This window comes from Streptomyces sp. NBC_01235, assembly GCF_035989285.1.
In the GTDB taxonomy this organism is placed as follows: Bacteria; Actinomycetota; Actinomycetes; order Streptomycetales; family Streptomycetaceae; genus Streptomyces.
The window spans coordinates 6021038-6035612 of sequence record NZ_CP108513.1 but is presented as its reverse complement, the minus strand read 5'-3'; the positions used below and the strand labels follow the sequence as shown (position 1 = coordinate 6035612).

19 protein-coding genes are annotated in these 14575 nt (G+C 70.7%); 8 read left to right on the top strand and 11 right to left on the bottom strand.

Annotated features, from left to right (window positions below):
• Positions 1 to 40: 40 nt before the first annotated feature.
• Entirely contained in the window at positions 41 to 409 is a 369-nt protein-coding gene (locus OG289_RS26890) for a MerR family transcriptional regulator (RefSeq protein WP_266637376.1), read from the bottom strand.
• Positions 410 to 526: 117 nt separating this feature from the next.
• Here OG289_RS26890 and OG289_RS26885 point away from each other — a divergent pair, with 117 nt between their 5' ends.
• The 3 genes from OG289_RS26885 to OG289_RS26875 all read left to right on the top strand — a co-directional run bounded on the left by OG289_RS26885 (position 527) and on the right by OG289_RS26875 (position 3542).
• Complete coding sequence (locus tag OG289_RS26885; RefSeq protein WP_327316588.1) at positions 527 to 1237, top strand: SDR family oxidoreductase; 711 nt, start codon at positions 527 to 529, stop codon at positions 1235 to 1237.
• Between the two features lie 613 nt (positions 1238 to 1850).
• On the top strand, positions 1851 to 2498 hold the full coding sequence (locus OG289_RS26880; protein WP_327316587.1) for a hypothetical protein: 648 nt from the start codon (positions 1851 to 1853) through the stop codon (positions 2496 to 2498).
• A gap of 9 nt (positions 2499 to 2507) precedes the next feature.
• On the top strand, positions 2508 to 3542 hold the full coding sequence (locus tag OG289_RS26875; RefSeq protein WP_327316585.1) for a Rieske 2Fe-2S domain-containing protein: 1035 nt from the start codon (positions 2508 to 2510) through the stop codon (positions 3540 to 3542).
• A 90-nt stretch (positions 3543 to 3632) separates the two neighbouring features.
• On the opposite strand, the gene OG289_RS26870 is transcribed toward OG289_RS26875, so the two are convergent.
• Positions 3633 to 5216 (bottom strand): carbohydrate-binding protein, encoded by a 1584-nt coding sequence (locus OG289_RS26870; RefSeq protein ID WP_327316584.1) that lies wholly within the window; start codon positions 5214 to 5216, stop codon positions 3633 to 3635.
• Between the two features lie 329 nt (positions 5217 to 5545).
• Here OG289_RS26870 and OG289_RS26865 point away from each other — a divergent pair, with 329 nt between their 5' ends.
• The 3 genes from OG289_RS26865 (at position 5546) to OG289_RS26855 (ending at position 7259) form a co-directional block, all read left to right on the top strand.
• A complete protein-coding gene (locus OG289_RS26865) occupies positions 5546 to 6352 on the top strand; it encodes an SCO2400 family protein (protein ID WP_327316583.1) in 807 nt (268 codons plus the stop codon).
• 115 nt (positions 6353 to 6467) lie between these two features.
• On the top strand, positions 6468 to 6923 hold the full coding sequence (locus tag OG289_RS26860) for a tellurite resistance TerB family protein (protein ID WP_327316582.1): 456 nt from the start codon (positions 6468 to 6470) through the stop codon (positions 6921 to 6923).
• A 177-nt stretch (positions 6924 to 7100) separates the two neighbouring features.
• Complete coding sequence (locus tag OG289_RS26855; RefSeq protein WP_327316581.1) at positions 7101 to 7259, top strand: hypothetical protein; 159 nt, start codon at positions 7101 to 7103, stop codon at positions 7257 to 7259.
• Between the two features lie 97 nt (positions 7260 to 7356).
• Here the strand turns inward: OG289_RS26855 and OG289_RS26850 are convergent, their stop codons facing one another.
• Entirely contained in the window at positions 7357 to 7728 is a 372-nt protein-coding gene (locus tag OG289_RS26850; protein WP_327316580.1) for a DUF952 domain-containing protein, read from the bottom strand.
• An 86-nt stretch (positions 7729 to 7814) separates the two neighbouring features.
• A complete protein-coding gene (locus OG289_RS26845; protein ID WP_327316579.1) occupies positions 7815 to 8111 on the bottom strand; it encodes an SCO0607 family lipoprotein in 297 nt (98 codons plus the stop codon).
• Positions 8112 to 8366: 255 nt separating this feature from the next.
• On the opposite strand from OG289_RS26845, the gene OG289_RS26840 reads away from it, so the two are divergent.
• Positions 8367 to 8570 (top strand): cold-shock protein, encoded by a 204-nt coding sequence (locus OG289_RS26840; protein ID WP_031482971.1) that lies wholly within the window; start codon positions 8367 to 8369, stop codon positions 8568 to 8570.
• A gap of 168 nt (positions 8571 to 8738) precedes the next feature.
• Positions 8739 to 10280, top strand: a complete 1542-nt coding sequence (locus OG289_RS26835; protein WP_327316577.1) for a DEAD/DEAH box helicase — start codon at positions 8739 to 8741, stop codon at positions 10278 to 10280.
• 150 nt (positions 10281 to 10430) lie between these two features.
• Here OG289_RS26835 and OG289_RS26830 read toward each other — a convergent pair whose 3' ends face one another.
• The 7 genes from OG289_RS26830 to OG289_RS26800 form a co-directional block, all read right to left on the bottom strand.
• A complete protein-coding gene (locus tag OG289_RS26830; RefSeq protein WP_327316576.1) occupies positions 10431 to 10643 on the bottom strand; it encodes a DUF4287 domain-containing protein in 213 nt (70 codons plus the stop codon).
• A gap of 56 nt (positions 10644 to 10699) precedes the next feature.
• Positions 10700 to 11569, bottom strand: a complete 870-nt coding sequence (locus OG289_RS26825; RefSeq protein WP_327316575.1) for an SDR family oxidoreductase — start codon at positions 11567 to 11569, stop codon at positions 10700 to 10702.
• Positions 11570 to 11627: 58 nt separating this feature from the next.
• Positions 11628 to 12083, bottom strand: a complete 456-nt coding sequence (locus OG289_RS26820) for a VOC family protein (RefSeq protein ID WP_327316574.1) — start codon at positions 12081 to 12083, stop codon at positions 11628 to 11630.
• 150 nt (positions 12084 to 12233) lie between these two features.
• Positions 12234 to 12956: a response regulator transcription factor gene (locus tag OG289_RS26815; RefSeq protein ID WP_327316573.1), complete on the bottom strand. Its 723-nt coding sequence runs from the start codon at positions 12954 to 12956 to the stop codon at positions 12234 to 12236.
• 53 nt (positions 12957 to 13009) lie between these two features.
• Positions 13010 to 13465, bottom strand: a complete 456-nt coding sequence (locus OG289_RS26810) for a hypothetical protein (RefSeq protein ID WP_327316572.1) — start codon at positions 13463 to 13465, stop codon at positions 13010 to 13012.
• A gap of 24 nt (positions 13466 to 13489) precedes the next feature.
• Complete coding sequence (locus tag OG289_RS26805) at positions 13490 to 13861, bottom strand: hypothetical protein (RefSeq protein WP_327316571.1); 372 nt, start codon at positions 13859 to 13861, stop codon at positions 13490 to 13492.
• 100 nt (positions 13862 to 13961) lie between these two features.
• The gene (locus OG289_RS26800; protein WP_442818960.1) at positions 13962 to 14372 is read right to left on the bottom strand and encodes an ATP-binding protein; all 411 of its coding nucleotides are present in this window, start codon (positions 14370 to 14372) and stop codon (positions 13962 to 13964) included.
• Positions 14373 to 14575: the final 203 nt, after the last annotated feature.

Genomic DNA, 14575 nt, shown 5'->3' with positions numbered 1-14575 from the left:
GCGGACAAGCACTGCCGCACGCCTGGGGAAGGCGCGCTGCTCAACGAGGGCAGGGCCGGCCCGCGCTCCTGGCTGTGGCAGCCGTGGTGATGATGGCGTCGAGCCGGTCCCGGGTTTTCACCAGGGTGCTGACCTGCGCATCGATGCGGCCCCGCTCGGCCGACAGCCGGTCGAGCAGCTCGGGGGTCACGTCACCGGTCTCGACACACGGCAGCAGTTCCACGATCGCCCTGCTCGACAGCCCTGCGGAGTACAGCTGCTGAATCAGCTGGACGCGGTCGACCGCGCTGTCCGGGTACTGCCGCTGGCCGCTGGGGCTGCGCACCGAGGCCAGCAGGTCCTGCTCTTCGTAGTAGCGCAGTGCCCGCACGCTCACGCCCACCCTTGAGGCCAGCTCACCGATGCGCATCAACGCCCCCTCGATGACCTGGATCACATTTCTTGCCTCTGACGTCAACGTCAGGTTCTAGCGTAGCCCGCGAACAGCCCGGACAGGAATCACCTCACCACTGCCAGGAGACTCCCCATGAAGATCACCGGTTCCGTCGCCCTCGTCACCGGCGCCAACCGCGGCATCGGCAGGCACTTCGCCCAACAACTCCTGCACCGGGGCGCCACCAAGGTCTACGCGACCGCGCGCACCCCCCGCCTCGTCGACCTCCCCGGTGCGGAAGTACTGCGGCTCGACATCACCGATCCGGCTTCGGTCGCCGCTGCGGCGGGCGCGGCCTCGGACGTCACCCTCTTGATCAACAATGCCGGCGTCTTCACCCAGCAGAACCTCGTCACCGGGGACCCCGAGAAGATCCGGCTGGAGATGGACACCAACTACTTCGGCACCCTCAACGTGGTCCGGGCGTTCACCCCCGTCCTGGCCGCCAATGGCGGCGGGGCCATCCTCAACGTCCTGTCGGCGATGTCCTGGCTCGCCTACGACGGGGCCAACGCCTACAGCGCGGCGAAGGCGGCGGCGTGGAGCCTCACCAACGGCATCCGCCTCGAACTCGCGGGCCAGGGAACCGCGGTGACGGGCCTGCACCTGGCCAGCACCGACACCGACATGATGGCCGGGTGGGACGTGGAGAAGAACGACCCCGCCGATGTCGTGCGCGCCGGCCTCGACGGTATCGAGGCCGGGAAGATGGAGATCCTCGCCGACAACAACTGCGTCCAGCTCAAGGCGGCCCTGTCCGCCGACCCGAGCGTGCTCTATCCGCAGGCGGTTCCCGCCGCCTGACCCTTCAGCAGCCGCCCGCCCGGCCAGGCTTCAGCCGACGTTCGAGGATCTACGGATCAGCCGGGCGCGGCCATGCGTACTCGTCACGCTCCGCACGCGTGTCCGCCGCGCTACCGCTGGGACACCTACCCACCACCAGAAGACTCAAGTGACGCCTACCGCCGGGCTCTCTTAGGCCCACTGGCATCGGCGCCTTCCATTACGTCGGAGCCATGACGAGCACGCGACCACGGCCACGACCACTCCCTCCCGGGCTCGCCCTCGGGCGGGATCCGCGAGCCGACGCGTATCCGATGCCCGCCGTCCCGTACGGGTGTACGCCGTGCTCCGGGGCCGTGAGCTGCGGCCGGGCAGGATCGTCGGCCTGCACCACTTCGGGCGGGCGCTCATCGCCTTCCGTTCCGCGAACGCGCCCTGCGGGAGGCCGACGTCGCCTTCACCCGGGCCCGCCGCCCCTCGCGCCGGGCTTCCCTGGCGATCGGGTGAAATCGGCGCGGCGCCCCTTGAGCCGGTCCTCCCGGCGTCCTTTGTTGTCAGTGCAGGTGTCCGGCATGCGTCACGTGCGCGTCGTGGGCGCCCCGGCACGACCGTCGCACAACAGGAGGACCCGACCTTGGCCTGGCCCACGCACACCTTGAGGCGGCGCGCGTCCGCCGCCGCCACCGTTCTGACGCTGAGCGTCGCCCTGCCGCTCGGCATCGGGACCACGCCCGCGTACGCCCAGGGCAATCTGAACATCTCGAAGGCCCACACGGGGGACTTCGCCCGAGGCGGGCAGGGGACCTACCAGATCACGGTCAGCAATACCGATGAGACCGAGGCCATCGGCACGACGGTGATGACCGACGCCCTGCCCCAGGGCCTCACGGTCGCCTCTTTCAACTCCAACGGGGACTTCGGCACCTGTAGCAGGGACGCCACGTTCACAGTGGTCACCTGTACCACCGACCTGCCTCCCGATTCCCTCTACACGGTGGAGATCGTCGTCAACGTGGCCGAAGACGCTCCCTGCACCGTCACCAACACCGCCACCGTCGTCGAACAGGCAGGAGGCGGCCTCAGCGCCAGGGCGAGCGATCCGACCCCTGTCACCGGCGGCGACCGCGGCGGAAACGGCGGCGGCACCGGGAACGGCTCGCTCCTGCCCATCGACCTCACCCTCAGCCACGTCCTGCCGACGTACAACAGCGACACGAACAACACGTTCCACAGCCAGGGAACAACCAACACCACCACTCAGGACTCGCACCAGAACCTCTAACATCACCGCATGGATTTACTCCGTCGGAGCCATGACAAGGCCAAAGGGCGGCGCGGGGACACCGACCCCCTCGCCGCCCTCCCCCGCGACCCCCGAGCCGACGCCTATCCGATGCCGGCCGTGCCGCACGGCTGGTACGCCGTCCTGCGCAGCCGCGAACTGAAGCCGGGCAAGGTCGTCGGCCTGCACTACTTCGGGCGGGCGCTCATCGCCTTCCGCGGGGCCGACGGGCGGGCCGCCGTGCGGGACGCGCACTGTCCGCACTACGGCGCGCATCTGGGCGTCGGCGGGAAGGTCGTGGACGGGACCGTGGAATGCCCCTTCCACGGATGGCGGTTCGGGACGGACGGGCGGTGTGTGACGGCACCGTTCGCGGTCCGCACGCCCAAGGTGGCCCTCGGCGGCTTCTTGGTCCGCGAGCACAGCGGACTCGTCTTCGTGTACGCCGGCCCCGACGAGTCCTCCGCCGAGCCCTCCTGGGAGGTCCCCGACATCCCGGAGACCACGTCCATGGACTTCGCCTCCCCTGTCGACGACACCTGCCGGGCCCGCATCCACGTCCAGGAGATGCGGGAGAACATCGTCGACGAGTCCCACTTCCACCACATCCACGGGCAGAGCGAGCCCCCCGTCCAGGACTGGAAGGTGGACGGTCCGTTCGCCGAGGTCCGCGGACGGATCCGGCGGCGCGTGCTCGGCTGGAACATCGACAACACCTTCGACGCGTTCATGTACGGCCCGGGTGTCATGGTGGTCCGCACCCACGGCCCGGCGCTCTCCGTGACCGCGGTCGCCCTCTCCACCCCCGTCGACGACCGCACCAGCGAGCTGCGGATGCTGTACTACCTCCGCAAACCGGCACGGGCCCCGTTCCTGACGCCCGCGCTCAAGCTCGTCTTCCGCGCGGAGGCCCTGGGCGAGGTGCGCGAGGAGGTCAGGATCTGGGACCACAAGATCCACCAGCCCCGGCCGGTCCTGCTCCCGCACGAGAAGGGCATCAGGCAACTGCGCCGCTGGTACGCCCAGTTCTATCCGCCCGAGTGAGGAAGGACGACGACACGTCCACGTGACGAAGACCCGGGTCGCCTGCCGGCCCCGGGCCTTCTCACGTACGTCCCCCCGTCGGTCACTCGGTCACAACGTCACCTGCTTGCCCCCCAGCGTCACCACGAGCTTCCCGTCCGAGGCGAAGGACCATGCCAGCGCCCCGGAGTACGAGGCGCAGCGGGAGCCGTTGGTGCCGGTCCAGAACTGGTTGGTGCTGTCGGCGTCACCGATGGTCTTGTCGTTGGACCCGCTCACGCCGAACCGGCACGAGGTGTTGCTGCGGAACACCGAAGTCCCGGCGTCCCAGGAGTAGTTGCGCTCGGCGTTGTCGATGCTCAGGTTGTTCGAGACGGCCATGGAGCCCGGGTTGCTGTTGTAGGTGAACCCGTGATGGCCGTTGTGGTAGGCGATGCTGCGCCGTACGACGTGGTTGACGGCGATGTCGTCGCCGCCGAGCTTGTAGCCGTTGCGGTCGCCGTTGGAGTTCACGGTGCCGTCGCTGAGCGTGCCGTTGTTGTAGGACAGCGAGTCCTCGATGGTCACCGGGCCGATCGCGCCCGTGTCCGTCTTGGTGTAGAGGTCCCAGCCGTCGTCGATGTTGTTGTGGGAGACGGCGTAGCGGAAGACGTTCCCGGTGCCGGTGGTGAGCTTCGCGGCGAAGCCGTCGGCGTCCTCGCCGTCGGAGTCGGCGTTGTCGTGCGACTCGGCGGAGAGGATGAGGTTGTCGGACGGCCACTGGGCGGCGGGGGTGCTGGAGGCGATCCGGCCGAGCTGGAGCCCGGTGTCCCGGTTGTAGCGGGTGATGGTGCGCTCGATGACGTTGTCGCTGCCGCCGACGTAGATCCCGTTGTCGCCGGCGCGTTCGACGACGAGGCCGTAGACGTGCCAGTACGAGCCGAACAGCTGGAGCCCGCGGTTGGACGAACTCTCGCTCTGCGCCGAGAAGTTGAGCACCGGCGTCTCGCCCGGGTAGGCGGACAGGGTGGTCAGGGCGCTCGCCGTGCCGCTGCTGGTCGCCGGGATGGTGACCGTCGACGAGTACGCGTACGTCCCGCCGCGCAGGTAGATCGTCCCGCCCGTGGTGACGCGGCTGATCGCCGAGGTGAGGGTGGTCGGCGCGGACTGGGTGCCGGCCGCGCTGTCCGTGCCGCTCGGCGAGACGTAGATCGCGCCGCCGGCCGGGGGTGTGGTGCTGTCGGCCGTCGTCGCCTCGACGTAGTCGACGTTGGGCAGCCCGTCCGCGGTGGTGGGGCTGAGACGGATGGTGTTGCTGCCCGCGTTGAGCGACACGGTCAGCGTCTTGGTGACCCAGGTCGACCAGGCGCCGGTGGCCTCGAAGGACGGCGTCTGCACCGTCGTCCCGTTGACGACGAGCGCGGCCGGGCGCGCGGCGGTGGTGCCGTTGGCGAAGCGGACGTTCAGCGTCGCCGTGCCGGCCGTTGCCGCGTTCACGGTGAACTGGGCGTATCCGCCGGTCGAGTTGGTGCCGTTGCAGAATCCGCTGCCGGAGTAGCCGGTCCAGTCGGAGTCGATGGTGCCGGTGCAGACCGCCGGGGAGGTCTCGGCCTCGTAGCGGGTGGTGGTGGCGGCCTGGGCGGGCGCGGTGCCGGCGAGCGCGACGAGCGTGCCTGCCACCAGGCTGACGCAGGCCATGACGGATCTCAGCTGCATGGTTCATCTCCAGGAACGGGACGAGTGCGGGTCGGCCGAGCTGGAAAGCGCTTTCTCCCGGAAGTTAGGGCCATGGCCTGAGCACGTCAATAGACGCGTACTTGTTTCCTGTTCACATAGATGGACGCATGGAGGTGCGCCGAGGGGCGCGGACCTTGCGTGCGCGCAGGCCTGTGCTCCATCCCCTCAAGGGATCCGCGAGGGATCCGTGCAGGAGCGTCACACAGGCTGCACACAGTCCTTCGAACGACTCGTTAGCGTGTGCGACCACCGGACCCCCGTGCCCCGTGCCCCCGTGCCCCCGTGCCCCCCGCGTAGGAAGACCGCAGATGGACTACTGCTCCACGTGTCGCCGACATCTCAACGGCGCCCTGGTGTGCCCGGGATGCGGCGCCTACGCACCGGACATCGCGCCGCGGATCATCGCGCCGCGGAACCTCGACGAACCGTCACCTGCCCCACTCGGCTCGCGCTACTCGCCCGAGTCACCCGACTCGCCCGACCTCGCGAGCGACTCGCCCGAACTGGCGAGCGTGGTGCCGCCCGTGCCGCTGCCCGCGCCGCAGGGACGGGCGGCGCGTCGGCGCCAGTTGGCCCGCTGGAAGAAGAACCAGCGCCGAGCCGTGGTCGCGACGGCCGTCGCACTCGTCGGTGGCGGGCTGACCATCGCCTCGCTGGACCGGCAGACCGGCGACCGGACGCAGGCGGCCACGGCGCCGGAGCGCCCGACCACGTACGGCGGTGAGGAACCGGCCTCGGACCACACCCGCCCGACGGTGACCGGGTCCGAGGCGCACCGGTCGAAACGGTCCTCCACTCCCCCGGCGCAGTCACCGGCGAACACCCACCCGGACGACCTGGCCTCCACCCCCACGCCCCCCGCGACTCCCACGGCGCCGTCGGTCCCCCGGCAGCGAACCGGCTCCTCGTCCTACGACGCACCGGTCACCACTCCCACCGCCCCCACCGACGAGGCCGGCACAACCGATCAGCAGACACCCGCTCCCGCGGCGACCGACGGCACGGAATCGTCGTCATCGACATCGAATTCGTCGTCCTCCTCGTCCCAGACGAGCCCCGCGCCCGCGGCGACCTCACCGTCGGACATCTGTCTGCTGGGTCTGGTCTGCCTCTGACCTGCCGTACCGGGACGGCCATCGACGCAACAGCCCTTGTTCAACGGAACTTATCGGGACGGCTGTTAGTTTCTACGTTGCTGTAGATGACCCGAACCGACCTTCTGGAGTTCTCATGGCCCTGTGGGACCGCATCAAGGAGTCCGCGTCGACGATGCAGACCCAGCTCGTGGCGAAGAAGAACGACCTCAAGAGCGGTGCCTTCCGCGACGCGAGCATGGCGATGTGCGCCCTGGTCGCCGCCGCCGACGGCACCATCGACCCCGCCGAGCGGCAGCGCGTGGCCCAACTCATCGCCACCAACGAGGTGTTGCAGAACTTCGACGCCACGGACCTTCAGCGGCGCTTCGACGAGAACCTCAACAAGCTGACCACCGACTTCGCCTTCGGCAAGGTCAGCGTGCTGCAGGAGATCGCCAAGGCGAAGAAGAAGCCGGCCGAGGCCCGTGCCGTCATCCAGATCGGCATCGTCATCGGCGGCGCCGACGGCGACTTCGACAAGACCGAGCAGGCCATCGTGCGGGAGGCGTGCTTCACCCTCGAGCTGCCGCCGCACGAGTTCGACCTCTGACCGGCGCACGTCGCCAGGTGCTGTTTCCGGGCATGCGCCCCGGTCCTTCGGGGCCGGGACGTATGCCCGCGTCCGCGTAGCGGGGCAGGGGAAGGGGAATCGCCGCCCGGACGATTCGGTGATTCCGGGCTATTCGGCGTTTCCGGTCGATTCGGTGTTTCGGGAGACGTCGAGCAGATGAACGCCGGGGACGGGCCGGACGAGCAGAGGGGCGGGGTCTCGCTGCTCCGCGTGGGCATCATGCTCCTCGCCATGTCGATCGCGCACGTCGCGACCGCGATCGTTTTCGGGGGCTCCTCCTCGAGGACCGTGAACGCCCTGCCGTCCCTTGCCTAGGACGTCGTGATGATCGTCCTCGTCCTGGGGACCGTCCACTACGTCAGGACGAGGAGGCGCAACAGCAGCGGCGGCCGGGACAACGGCTGACCCGCCGTCAGCCAGCGGCCTCCGTCTCCACCAGCGCCGTCGCCCGGCCCTCCTCGTCCCAACGGACCTCGAGGATCCTGGCGACGGCGTCGCGGTCGACCGGGCCGAACACGTGCGGGAACAGGGTGCTGTCGGCGACCCCGGGCGGCGGAGCGGGGGCGGCGGCCTCCCACTCGCACGTCGCGGTGAGCCGCTCCTCGTCGAGGACCAGCGCCAGCAGCGGCCGGGAGGCGTCCCGGTAGAACGCGTTGACGACGGTGAGCGTCGTCTCCTCGTCGGGCGAGCAGTGCACGAACCCGTCCTGGGCGAGGGAGGCGGGCGCGTAGGGCCGGTCGGGGCCGGCGTTCCACTCGTCGAGCGGTACGACGTGATAAATCATGATCGGGTTATACAACAGACACTCGGCGCCCGCCCGGACGTTCGGCGCTCACTACGGCGTTCGGCGCCGACTACGGCGTTCGGCGCTCATTCGCCCTCGGCGAGCTCGATGATCCGGCCGTTCTCGTCGACGGTGTGGGTGCTCCAGTAGGTGTCCCACTTGTCGCCGACCTTCTCCGGGACCTTCCCCGCCGGGTAGCGGACCCATCCCTTGGCCGGCTCCTCGCCGTTCGGCACGCAGTCGCTGCCGCTGCTGTTGACCGCCAGTACCGGGTACTGGCCGCCGCCGCAGCTGGCCTCCTCGATCCGGAGGGAACAGCCGGCCGGCGCCGCCACGGCCACACCGGCCACCGCGAGGCCCCTGCTCACTCGAATCCTGTTCATACGATCAGCCTGCCGGGAGGCGGTGCCCTCGCTCTTGAGTACGGGTACTCAGATGTTCTGGGTGCGCTTCGCGGGCCCTTCGTCCAGACCTGTGCTACCGTGATAAGAGTGGCAGTTTCGGTTACCAGAGGCTTGTGAGTGCTCTTCGACCTTCCGTCGACGGGCACTCTTTTTGTTTCCGGGGCTTATCTCTGATCCTGCGACGCCGGGTCCGCAAGGTGCGGACACCGGGCACTGCCCCAAGGGAGATTCAATATGGCATCTGGCACCGTGAAGTGGTTCAACGCGGAAAAGGGCTTCGGCTTCATCGAGCAGGAGGGTGGCGGCCCCGACGTCTTCGCCCACTACTCGAACATCGCCACCCAGGGCTTCCGCGAGCTTCAGGAAGGCCAGAAGGTTACCTTCGACGTCACGCAGGGCCAGAAGGGCCCGCAGGCCGAGAACATCGTTCCCGCCTGACGCTGACGCGACCTACGCGTACCACGTGGCCGGGGCTCGCACTCTCGTAGTGCGAGCCCCGGCTCATGGCGTTCTGCCGCGTATTTGTTTGTATTTTTCGGCTCATTCTTGTGAATCCTCATGTCGGGAGGAATTCCTCGATACGTGCCGCATCGAGGAAGGTTCCGAATGAACCGCAACAGCTCCGTCCGCTCCCGCCGGGGCGGCGCCGCTCCCTCCCGTTCGGCCAAGCCCGCCGGCCGGAACGGACGCCCGAGTCGTCCCGCCGCGTCCGGCGGTGAGTTCGCCCTGCCCGTCACCCTCACCCCGGGGCTGCCGCCGGTCGAGGCGTTCACCGAACTCGACATGCCGGAGCGGCTGTTGGCCGCCCTCGGCACCGAAGGCGTCATCACCCCGTTCCCGATCCAGGCCGCGACGCTGCCGAACTCGCTGGCCGGCCGGGACGTCCTGGGCCGTGGCCGCACGGGCTCCGGCAAGACCCTCGCCTTCGGCCTCGCCATGCTGGCCCGGATGGACGGGCAGCGGGCCGAGCCCCGGCAGCCGCTGGCCCTGGTCCTCGTCCCCACCCGGGAACTGGCCCAGCAGGTCACCGACGCCCTCACCCCCTACGCCCGTGCGCTGCGGCTGCGGATCGCCACGGTGGTCGGCGGTCTGTCGCTCGGCCGGCAGGCGAGCGCGCTGCGCGCCGGCGCCGAGGTGGTCGTGGCCACGCCCGGCCGGCTCAAGGATCTCATCGACCGGGACGACTGCCGGCTGGACCGGGTCGGCATCACCGTCCTCGACGAGGCCGACCAGATGGCCGACATGGGCTTCATGCCGCAGGTGACGCAACTGCTCGACCAGGTGCGTCCGGACGGCCAGCGCATGCTGTTCTCGGCGACCCTGGACCGCAACGTCGACCGGCTGGTGCGCAACTACCTGCACGACCCGGTCGTGCACTCCGTCGACCCGTCCGCGGGCGCGGTGACGACGATGGAGCACCACGTGCTGCACGTCGAGGACGAGGACAAGCACGCCACGACGACGGAGATCGCCGCCCGCGACGGACGCGTGATCATGTTCCTGGACACCAAGCACGCGGCGGACCGGCTGGCCAAGAAGCTGCTGGCGGTCGGCGTGCGCGCGGCGTCCCTGCACGGCGGCAAGTCGCAGAACCAGCGCACGCGGACGCTGGCCCAGTTCAAGGACGGCCACGTCACGGTGCTGGTGGCGACCAACGTCGCGGCCCGCGGCATCCACGTCGACAACCTCGACCTCGTCGTCAACGTCGACCCGCCCGGCGACCACAAGGACTACCTGCACCGCGGCGGCCGTACGGCACGCGCCGGCGAGTCCGGCACCGTCGTCACGCTGGTCCTGCCCCACCAGCGGCGGGAGATGACGCGGCTGATGGCCGACGCCGGCATCACCCCGCAGACCACCCGGGTCCGCTCCGGCGGCACCGAGCTGAGCCGTATCACCGGCGCGCAGGCGCCCTCGGGCGTGCCCGTCGTCCTCACCCCGCCGCCCACCGCGGAGAAGCGCACCGAGCGCTCGGGTTCCGCCCCGCGCGCCCGCCGCGGCCGCCCCGCCGCGCAGGGCGGCCGGACCACCTCCCAAGGCGGTCGACCGACCTCCCAGGGCCGCCGCCGCGCTCCTGCCAAGGGCAACGGAAACAGCGCCGGTAACGGTGGCGGGAACGGCAACCGCACGGGCACGAACGGTCGCTGAGGCCGGGCCGGGGCACGGTCGCCGCCAGGCGGCCGCCCCACGTCCCACTGCCCTCGCCGCGCCGCCCCACCAAGGGCGGCAACGGAAACAGCTACGGGAACGGCAACCGCACCGGCACGAACGGCCGCTGAGGCCCGCGGCCGGGGTGGCTCACTCGCCGGTGTCCTCCGCCAGCGTGTGGGCCACCAGCGCGTTGGCGTGGCCGTGCCCCAGGCCGTGCTCGGTCTTCAGCCAGGAGACGAGTTCCATGTGCCGGGTCAGCGGCGAGGCGCGGATCAGGGCCTTCCACTCGGCGATCGGACGGCCGTACTTCTTCTCGATCGACGGGAAGTAACTGGCGGGGCCCCTCAGAGGTGTCGTCATGTCTGTGAGACCGGCGGTGGAGGCAGAAGTGATCGGTTCCGGTGAGGTGACCTACGTCACCTCCCGCCGACCGCCGCGCACACCCCGCCGTCGACGAGGACGTCGATGCCGTTCAGGAAGCTCGCCTCGTCCGACAGGATGAAGGCGACGACCGAGGCGACCTCCTCAGAGGTGCCGGTGCGGCCGAGCGGGGTCGCGTCGACGAGTTTCTGCATCGACGCGTGCCGGGCCGCCTCCTGCCGGCCCTGCGGGGTGTCGATGATGCCCGGGGCGAGGGAGCACACCCGGCCGCCGACCGGCCCGAGCCGTACCGCCTCCTTGCGGGCGAACCGGGCCACTCCGTGCTTGGCCCAGGGGTAGGCCAGCGTGGACTCCTCGATGCCCGGCCCGACCGCCTCGCGGATCTTGTCGAGGAAGTCCTCCTGCAGCGGGTCGTCGAGGATCTCGGCGACGGCCGGTCCGGGGGCGACGCCGGCGAGCAGCGGGGACATCGACGAGAAGTACACGTGCGCCGTCCCGGCGGTGGCCAGCGGGCGCAGCGCCTCGGCGAGAAGCGCGGTCCCGATCAGGTCGACCTCGAAGATGCGGCGCCAGTCGGCCATCGTGGGCGAGATGCCGGCGGCGTGGGCGACGGCGCGGAGCGTGCCGAGTTCCGCGACCCGGGCGGCGAGTCCGGCCAGGCCGTCGCGGTCGGTGACGTCGAGAGCGAAGGGCTGGGCGACGGCGCGGGCGGTGGAGGCGTTGAGGTCGTCGGCGACGGCCGTCACGCCCGCCTCGTCGCGGTCGACGAGCAACAGCACGTCCACCGTGTCGGCCAGCCGCCGCGCGCAGGCCTCGCCCATGCCACGTCCGGCGCCGGTGACGATGCCGACGGTACGGGCGGTGTGTGCGGGTGCTGCGGTCGCTGCGGTGTGTGCGGTCGTCATGTGTTGCTCCTTGTTGCCATGTCGAAGGCCTTGCGGACGGTCACCGGGATGACCGGGATCACTCGGCGGCCCAGAGCCGCTCCAGGGCCGGCCGGGCGGCGCTGCTGACCAGCTCGACCCGGAAGCCCGTCACCTCGCCGCCGCGCAGGAACGCGAAGAACGGCGCGCCGTCGGGGCCCCTGTGGGTCGCCTCGACCTCGTAGCCGTGTCGTTCGAGCTCGGCCGTGTCGGCGGCGACGTCGTCGGACCAGTAGCCGAGGTGGTGGATGCCGGAGCCGGGCGTCGGCTCCCAGAGGGTGCCGGGGACGGGCCGGACGATCTCGATCCTGGGCGTCGACTTCGAGTACACGCACACGAAGTCGAGGACCGCGGTGCCGCCGGGCAGCTCCACCTCGACGGGGGCGCCCATCTCGTCGTGCCATTGAAGTCCGAACAGCTGGGAGAGCCGGGCGGTCGTCGCGGCGAGGTTCTCGGCGACGATGCCCACGTGGAACTGGTCCTGGGGCCTCAGCATGAAGTCTCGTGTCTCCTTCGTCGTACGACCTTCGGGTGACCGTCGTGTGACCTCCTCCAGGCAAGCGGGGCTGTCTGACGCCTGCTGGACCGTTTCCTGACAGAACGCCGACGTGACCCAGCTCACATGCGCGGCCCGGGCCGCCTGCCCTCAGAGGTCGGCGCGGCCCAGCCAGTAGCCGAAGCCCCGGCGGGTGTGGATGAGTGCGGGTTCCTCCCGGTCCACCTTGCGCCGCAGGCGGGAGACGAGTTTCTCGATGGCCTCGCCCGCACGGAACTCGCCCCAGACGTGCCGGCTGATCTGCTCCTTCGACAGCACGCACTCCGCGTTGGCCAGCAGGTGCCGCAGCAGCCGGTACTCGGCGGGGGTGAGGCCGAGGGGTCGGGCCCCGCGCCGGGCCTGACAGGTGGCGTCGTCGAGGATCAGGTCACCGTGCCGGGGCCGGCCCGAGGGCCGCTGGGGCCGGCGGCGGCGCAGCAGCATCTCGACCCGGGCGAGCATCTCGGCGACCCGGAGCGGTTTGGTGACGTAGTCCTCCCGCTCGCGGCCGAGTTCGGGCACGAGGCCGGGGAGCGAGTCGCAGGTGGCGAGGAAGAGCAGCGGCGGCCGGTCGGCGGGGGCGACGCGGCGGCCCCAGGCGAGGTAGGCGTTCTCGCGCAGGGTGGCGTCCCAGACGACGAGGTCGAACCGCTGTCTGCTGAGCCGGACCATGCCCTCGGCGCCGGAGCCCGCCGTGCCGACCCGGTAGCCGGCCAACTCCAGTGTGGTGCTGACCAGTTCACTGTCCACCGGATCACCGGCGACGACCAGGACCTGCTGCCCGTCCCCGTGCGGCGGCGACGGCTCGTCCACGACGTTCCCGTACAGGGACATGACGGCACCCTTCGCGTGGGGACTGCCGTCACCGTAGCAGGTACTTGCCTAAGTCAAGCAAGGTTCTTGCGGATCTCCGGGGCATCCCGGCCGAGCCGGGCCCGCCAGGCACCGGCCCCCGCCACGGCGAGCCCCGCGTACATCAGCCACCGCCCCCACGTCGAGACCACCAGCTCCTGGGGGTCGCCGTCCGGCAGGACGCGCCCCCAGACGCAGGTCACCCGGGGCGGAAACGCGTCCACGGTGACGTGGTCGAGGCGGTAGTCGCGCATCAGGTCCATGTACACCCCGTCGCCGGTCGGAGAGGCGCAGAGGTCCAAGGGGTGGATGAACGCGAGCCCGTAGACGGTCGCCGCACCGTACCCGGCCACGGCCACGACCGAGCCGAGCAGCACCCACCGCCGGGCCGGGGCCCACCCCCGGGCCCGAACCCAGAAGTGGAGGACGAAGACGAACGGCACGAGGAAGAGCGTGACGGCCACCGGGCCGAAGAACGCCAACAGGTCCACTACTCCACCGCTCCCGTGCTCCGGTCACCCACCGCTCGCCGCATACACGGCGTACGGCAGGAGGATCGCGGGAAGGGTCAGGAGCCGTGGACGCAGCGAACGACCCGTCCTCAAGGGCCGGAGCCCGTCGAACAGGACGAGCAGCAGGCCGACGAACACGGCGAACAGCACGAAGACGATGAGCACGAAACCGCTGTCCTCGATCTGGTCGTACGTGCAGTTGTCCAGGTCACGGCGGCCGAGGTCGCCGTAGTCGCAGTGCCCGTGGGCGATGTACCAGCGCGCGCACAGCACGACGACGGCCGTCGGGAGGCCGATGAGCACGTGCACCAGGAGCGGCGGCAGGTAGCTCCGCAGAACGGAGGGAGCGGAGAGGGCGGAGAGGGCGGAGCGCATCCGGTCACCCCACCAGGCCCACGAGCACCCGGCTGTGGCGGAAGCCACTCCTCCGGTCACAGGCCTGTCACAGGGCCTCGCCGGGAACCCGGAGGTCGGTTCAGCGGGCCGGGAAGAGCGCCCGGACCTCCCGCCCGTGGTCGGCCGTCCCCGGGCCCGTGCGGAGTTCGCCGCCCAGGGCCGTGACCCGTTCGCGCAGGCCGACGAGGCCGAAGCCGCCGCCGTGGGCCTCGGCGGGGAACTGGGCGCCGCCACGGCCGGCGACGGAGACGGTCGCCTCCAGGCGTCCTCCGTCGGGGCGCAGGCGGAGGCGGACGGTGACCGTGGTGGCGTCGGCGGCGTGGCGCCGGACGTCTGTCAGGGCCTCCTGGACGACGCGGACGGCGGCGGCCTGCGCCTCGCGGGGGAGGGCGGCGGGGAGGGCGGGGAGACGCGTACGACACCGTCCTGGTCGACGGCCGGAAGGCCCTCGCCCCGGACAGCGTCCGGCCGCACGGAAAGCCTCTACCACCCTCTCCCCCGGGTCGGCACGAAGGCCGACGTCACCTGCCCGACCGGTCTGAAGGCCGTCCCGGACGCCCGGCTCACCTGCACGGGCAAGCGGAGCGACGGGACGACCGGGACGACGGTGGACATTGCGGTGCGGGTGGTGAGGGTGGTGAGGGTGTCGGGGGCCCCGTCGACGTGACGGTTCGAGCGGTAGGGCGCGCCCTT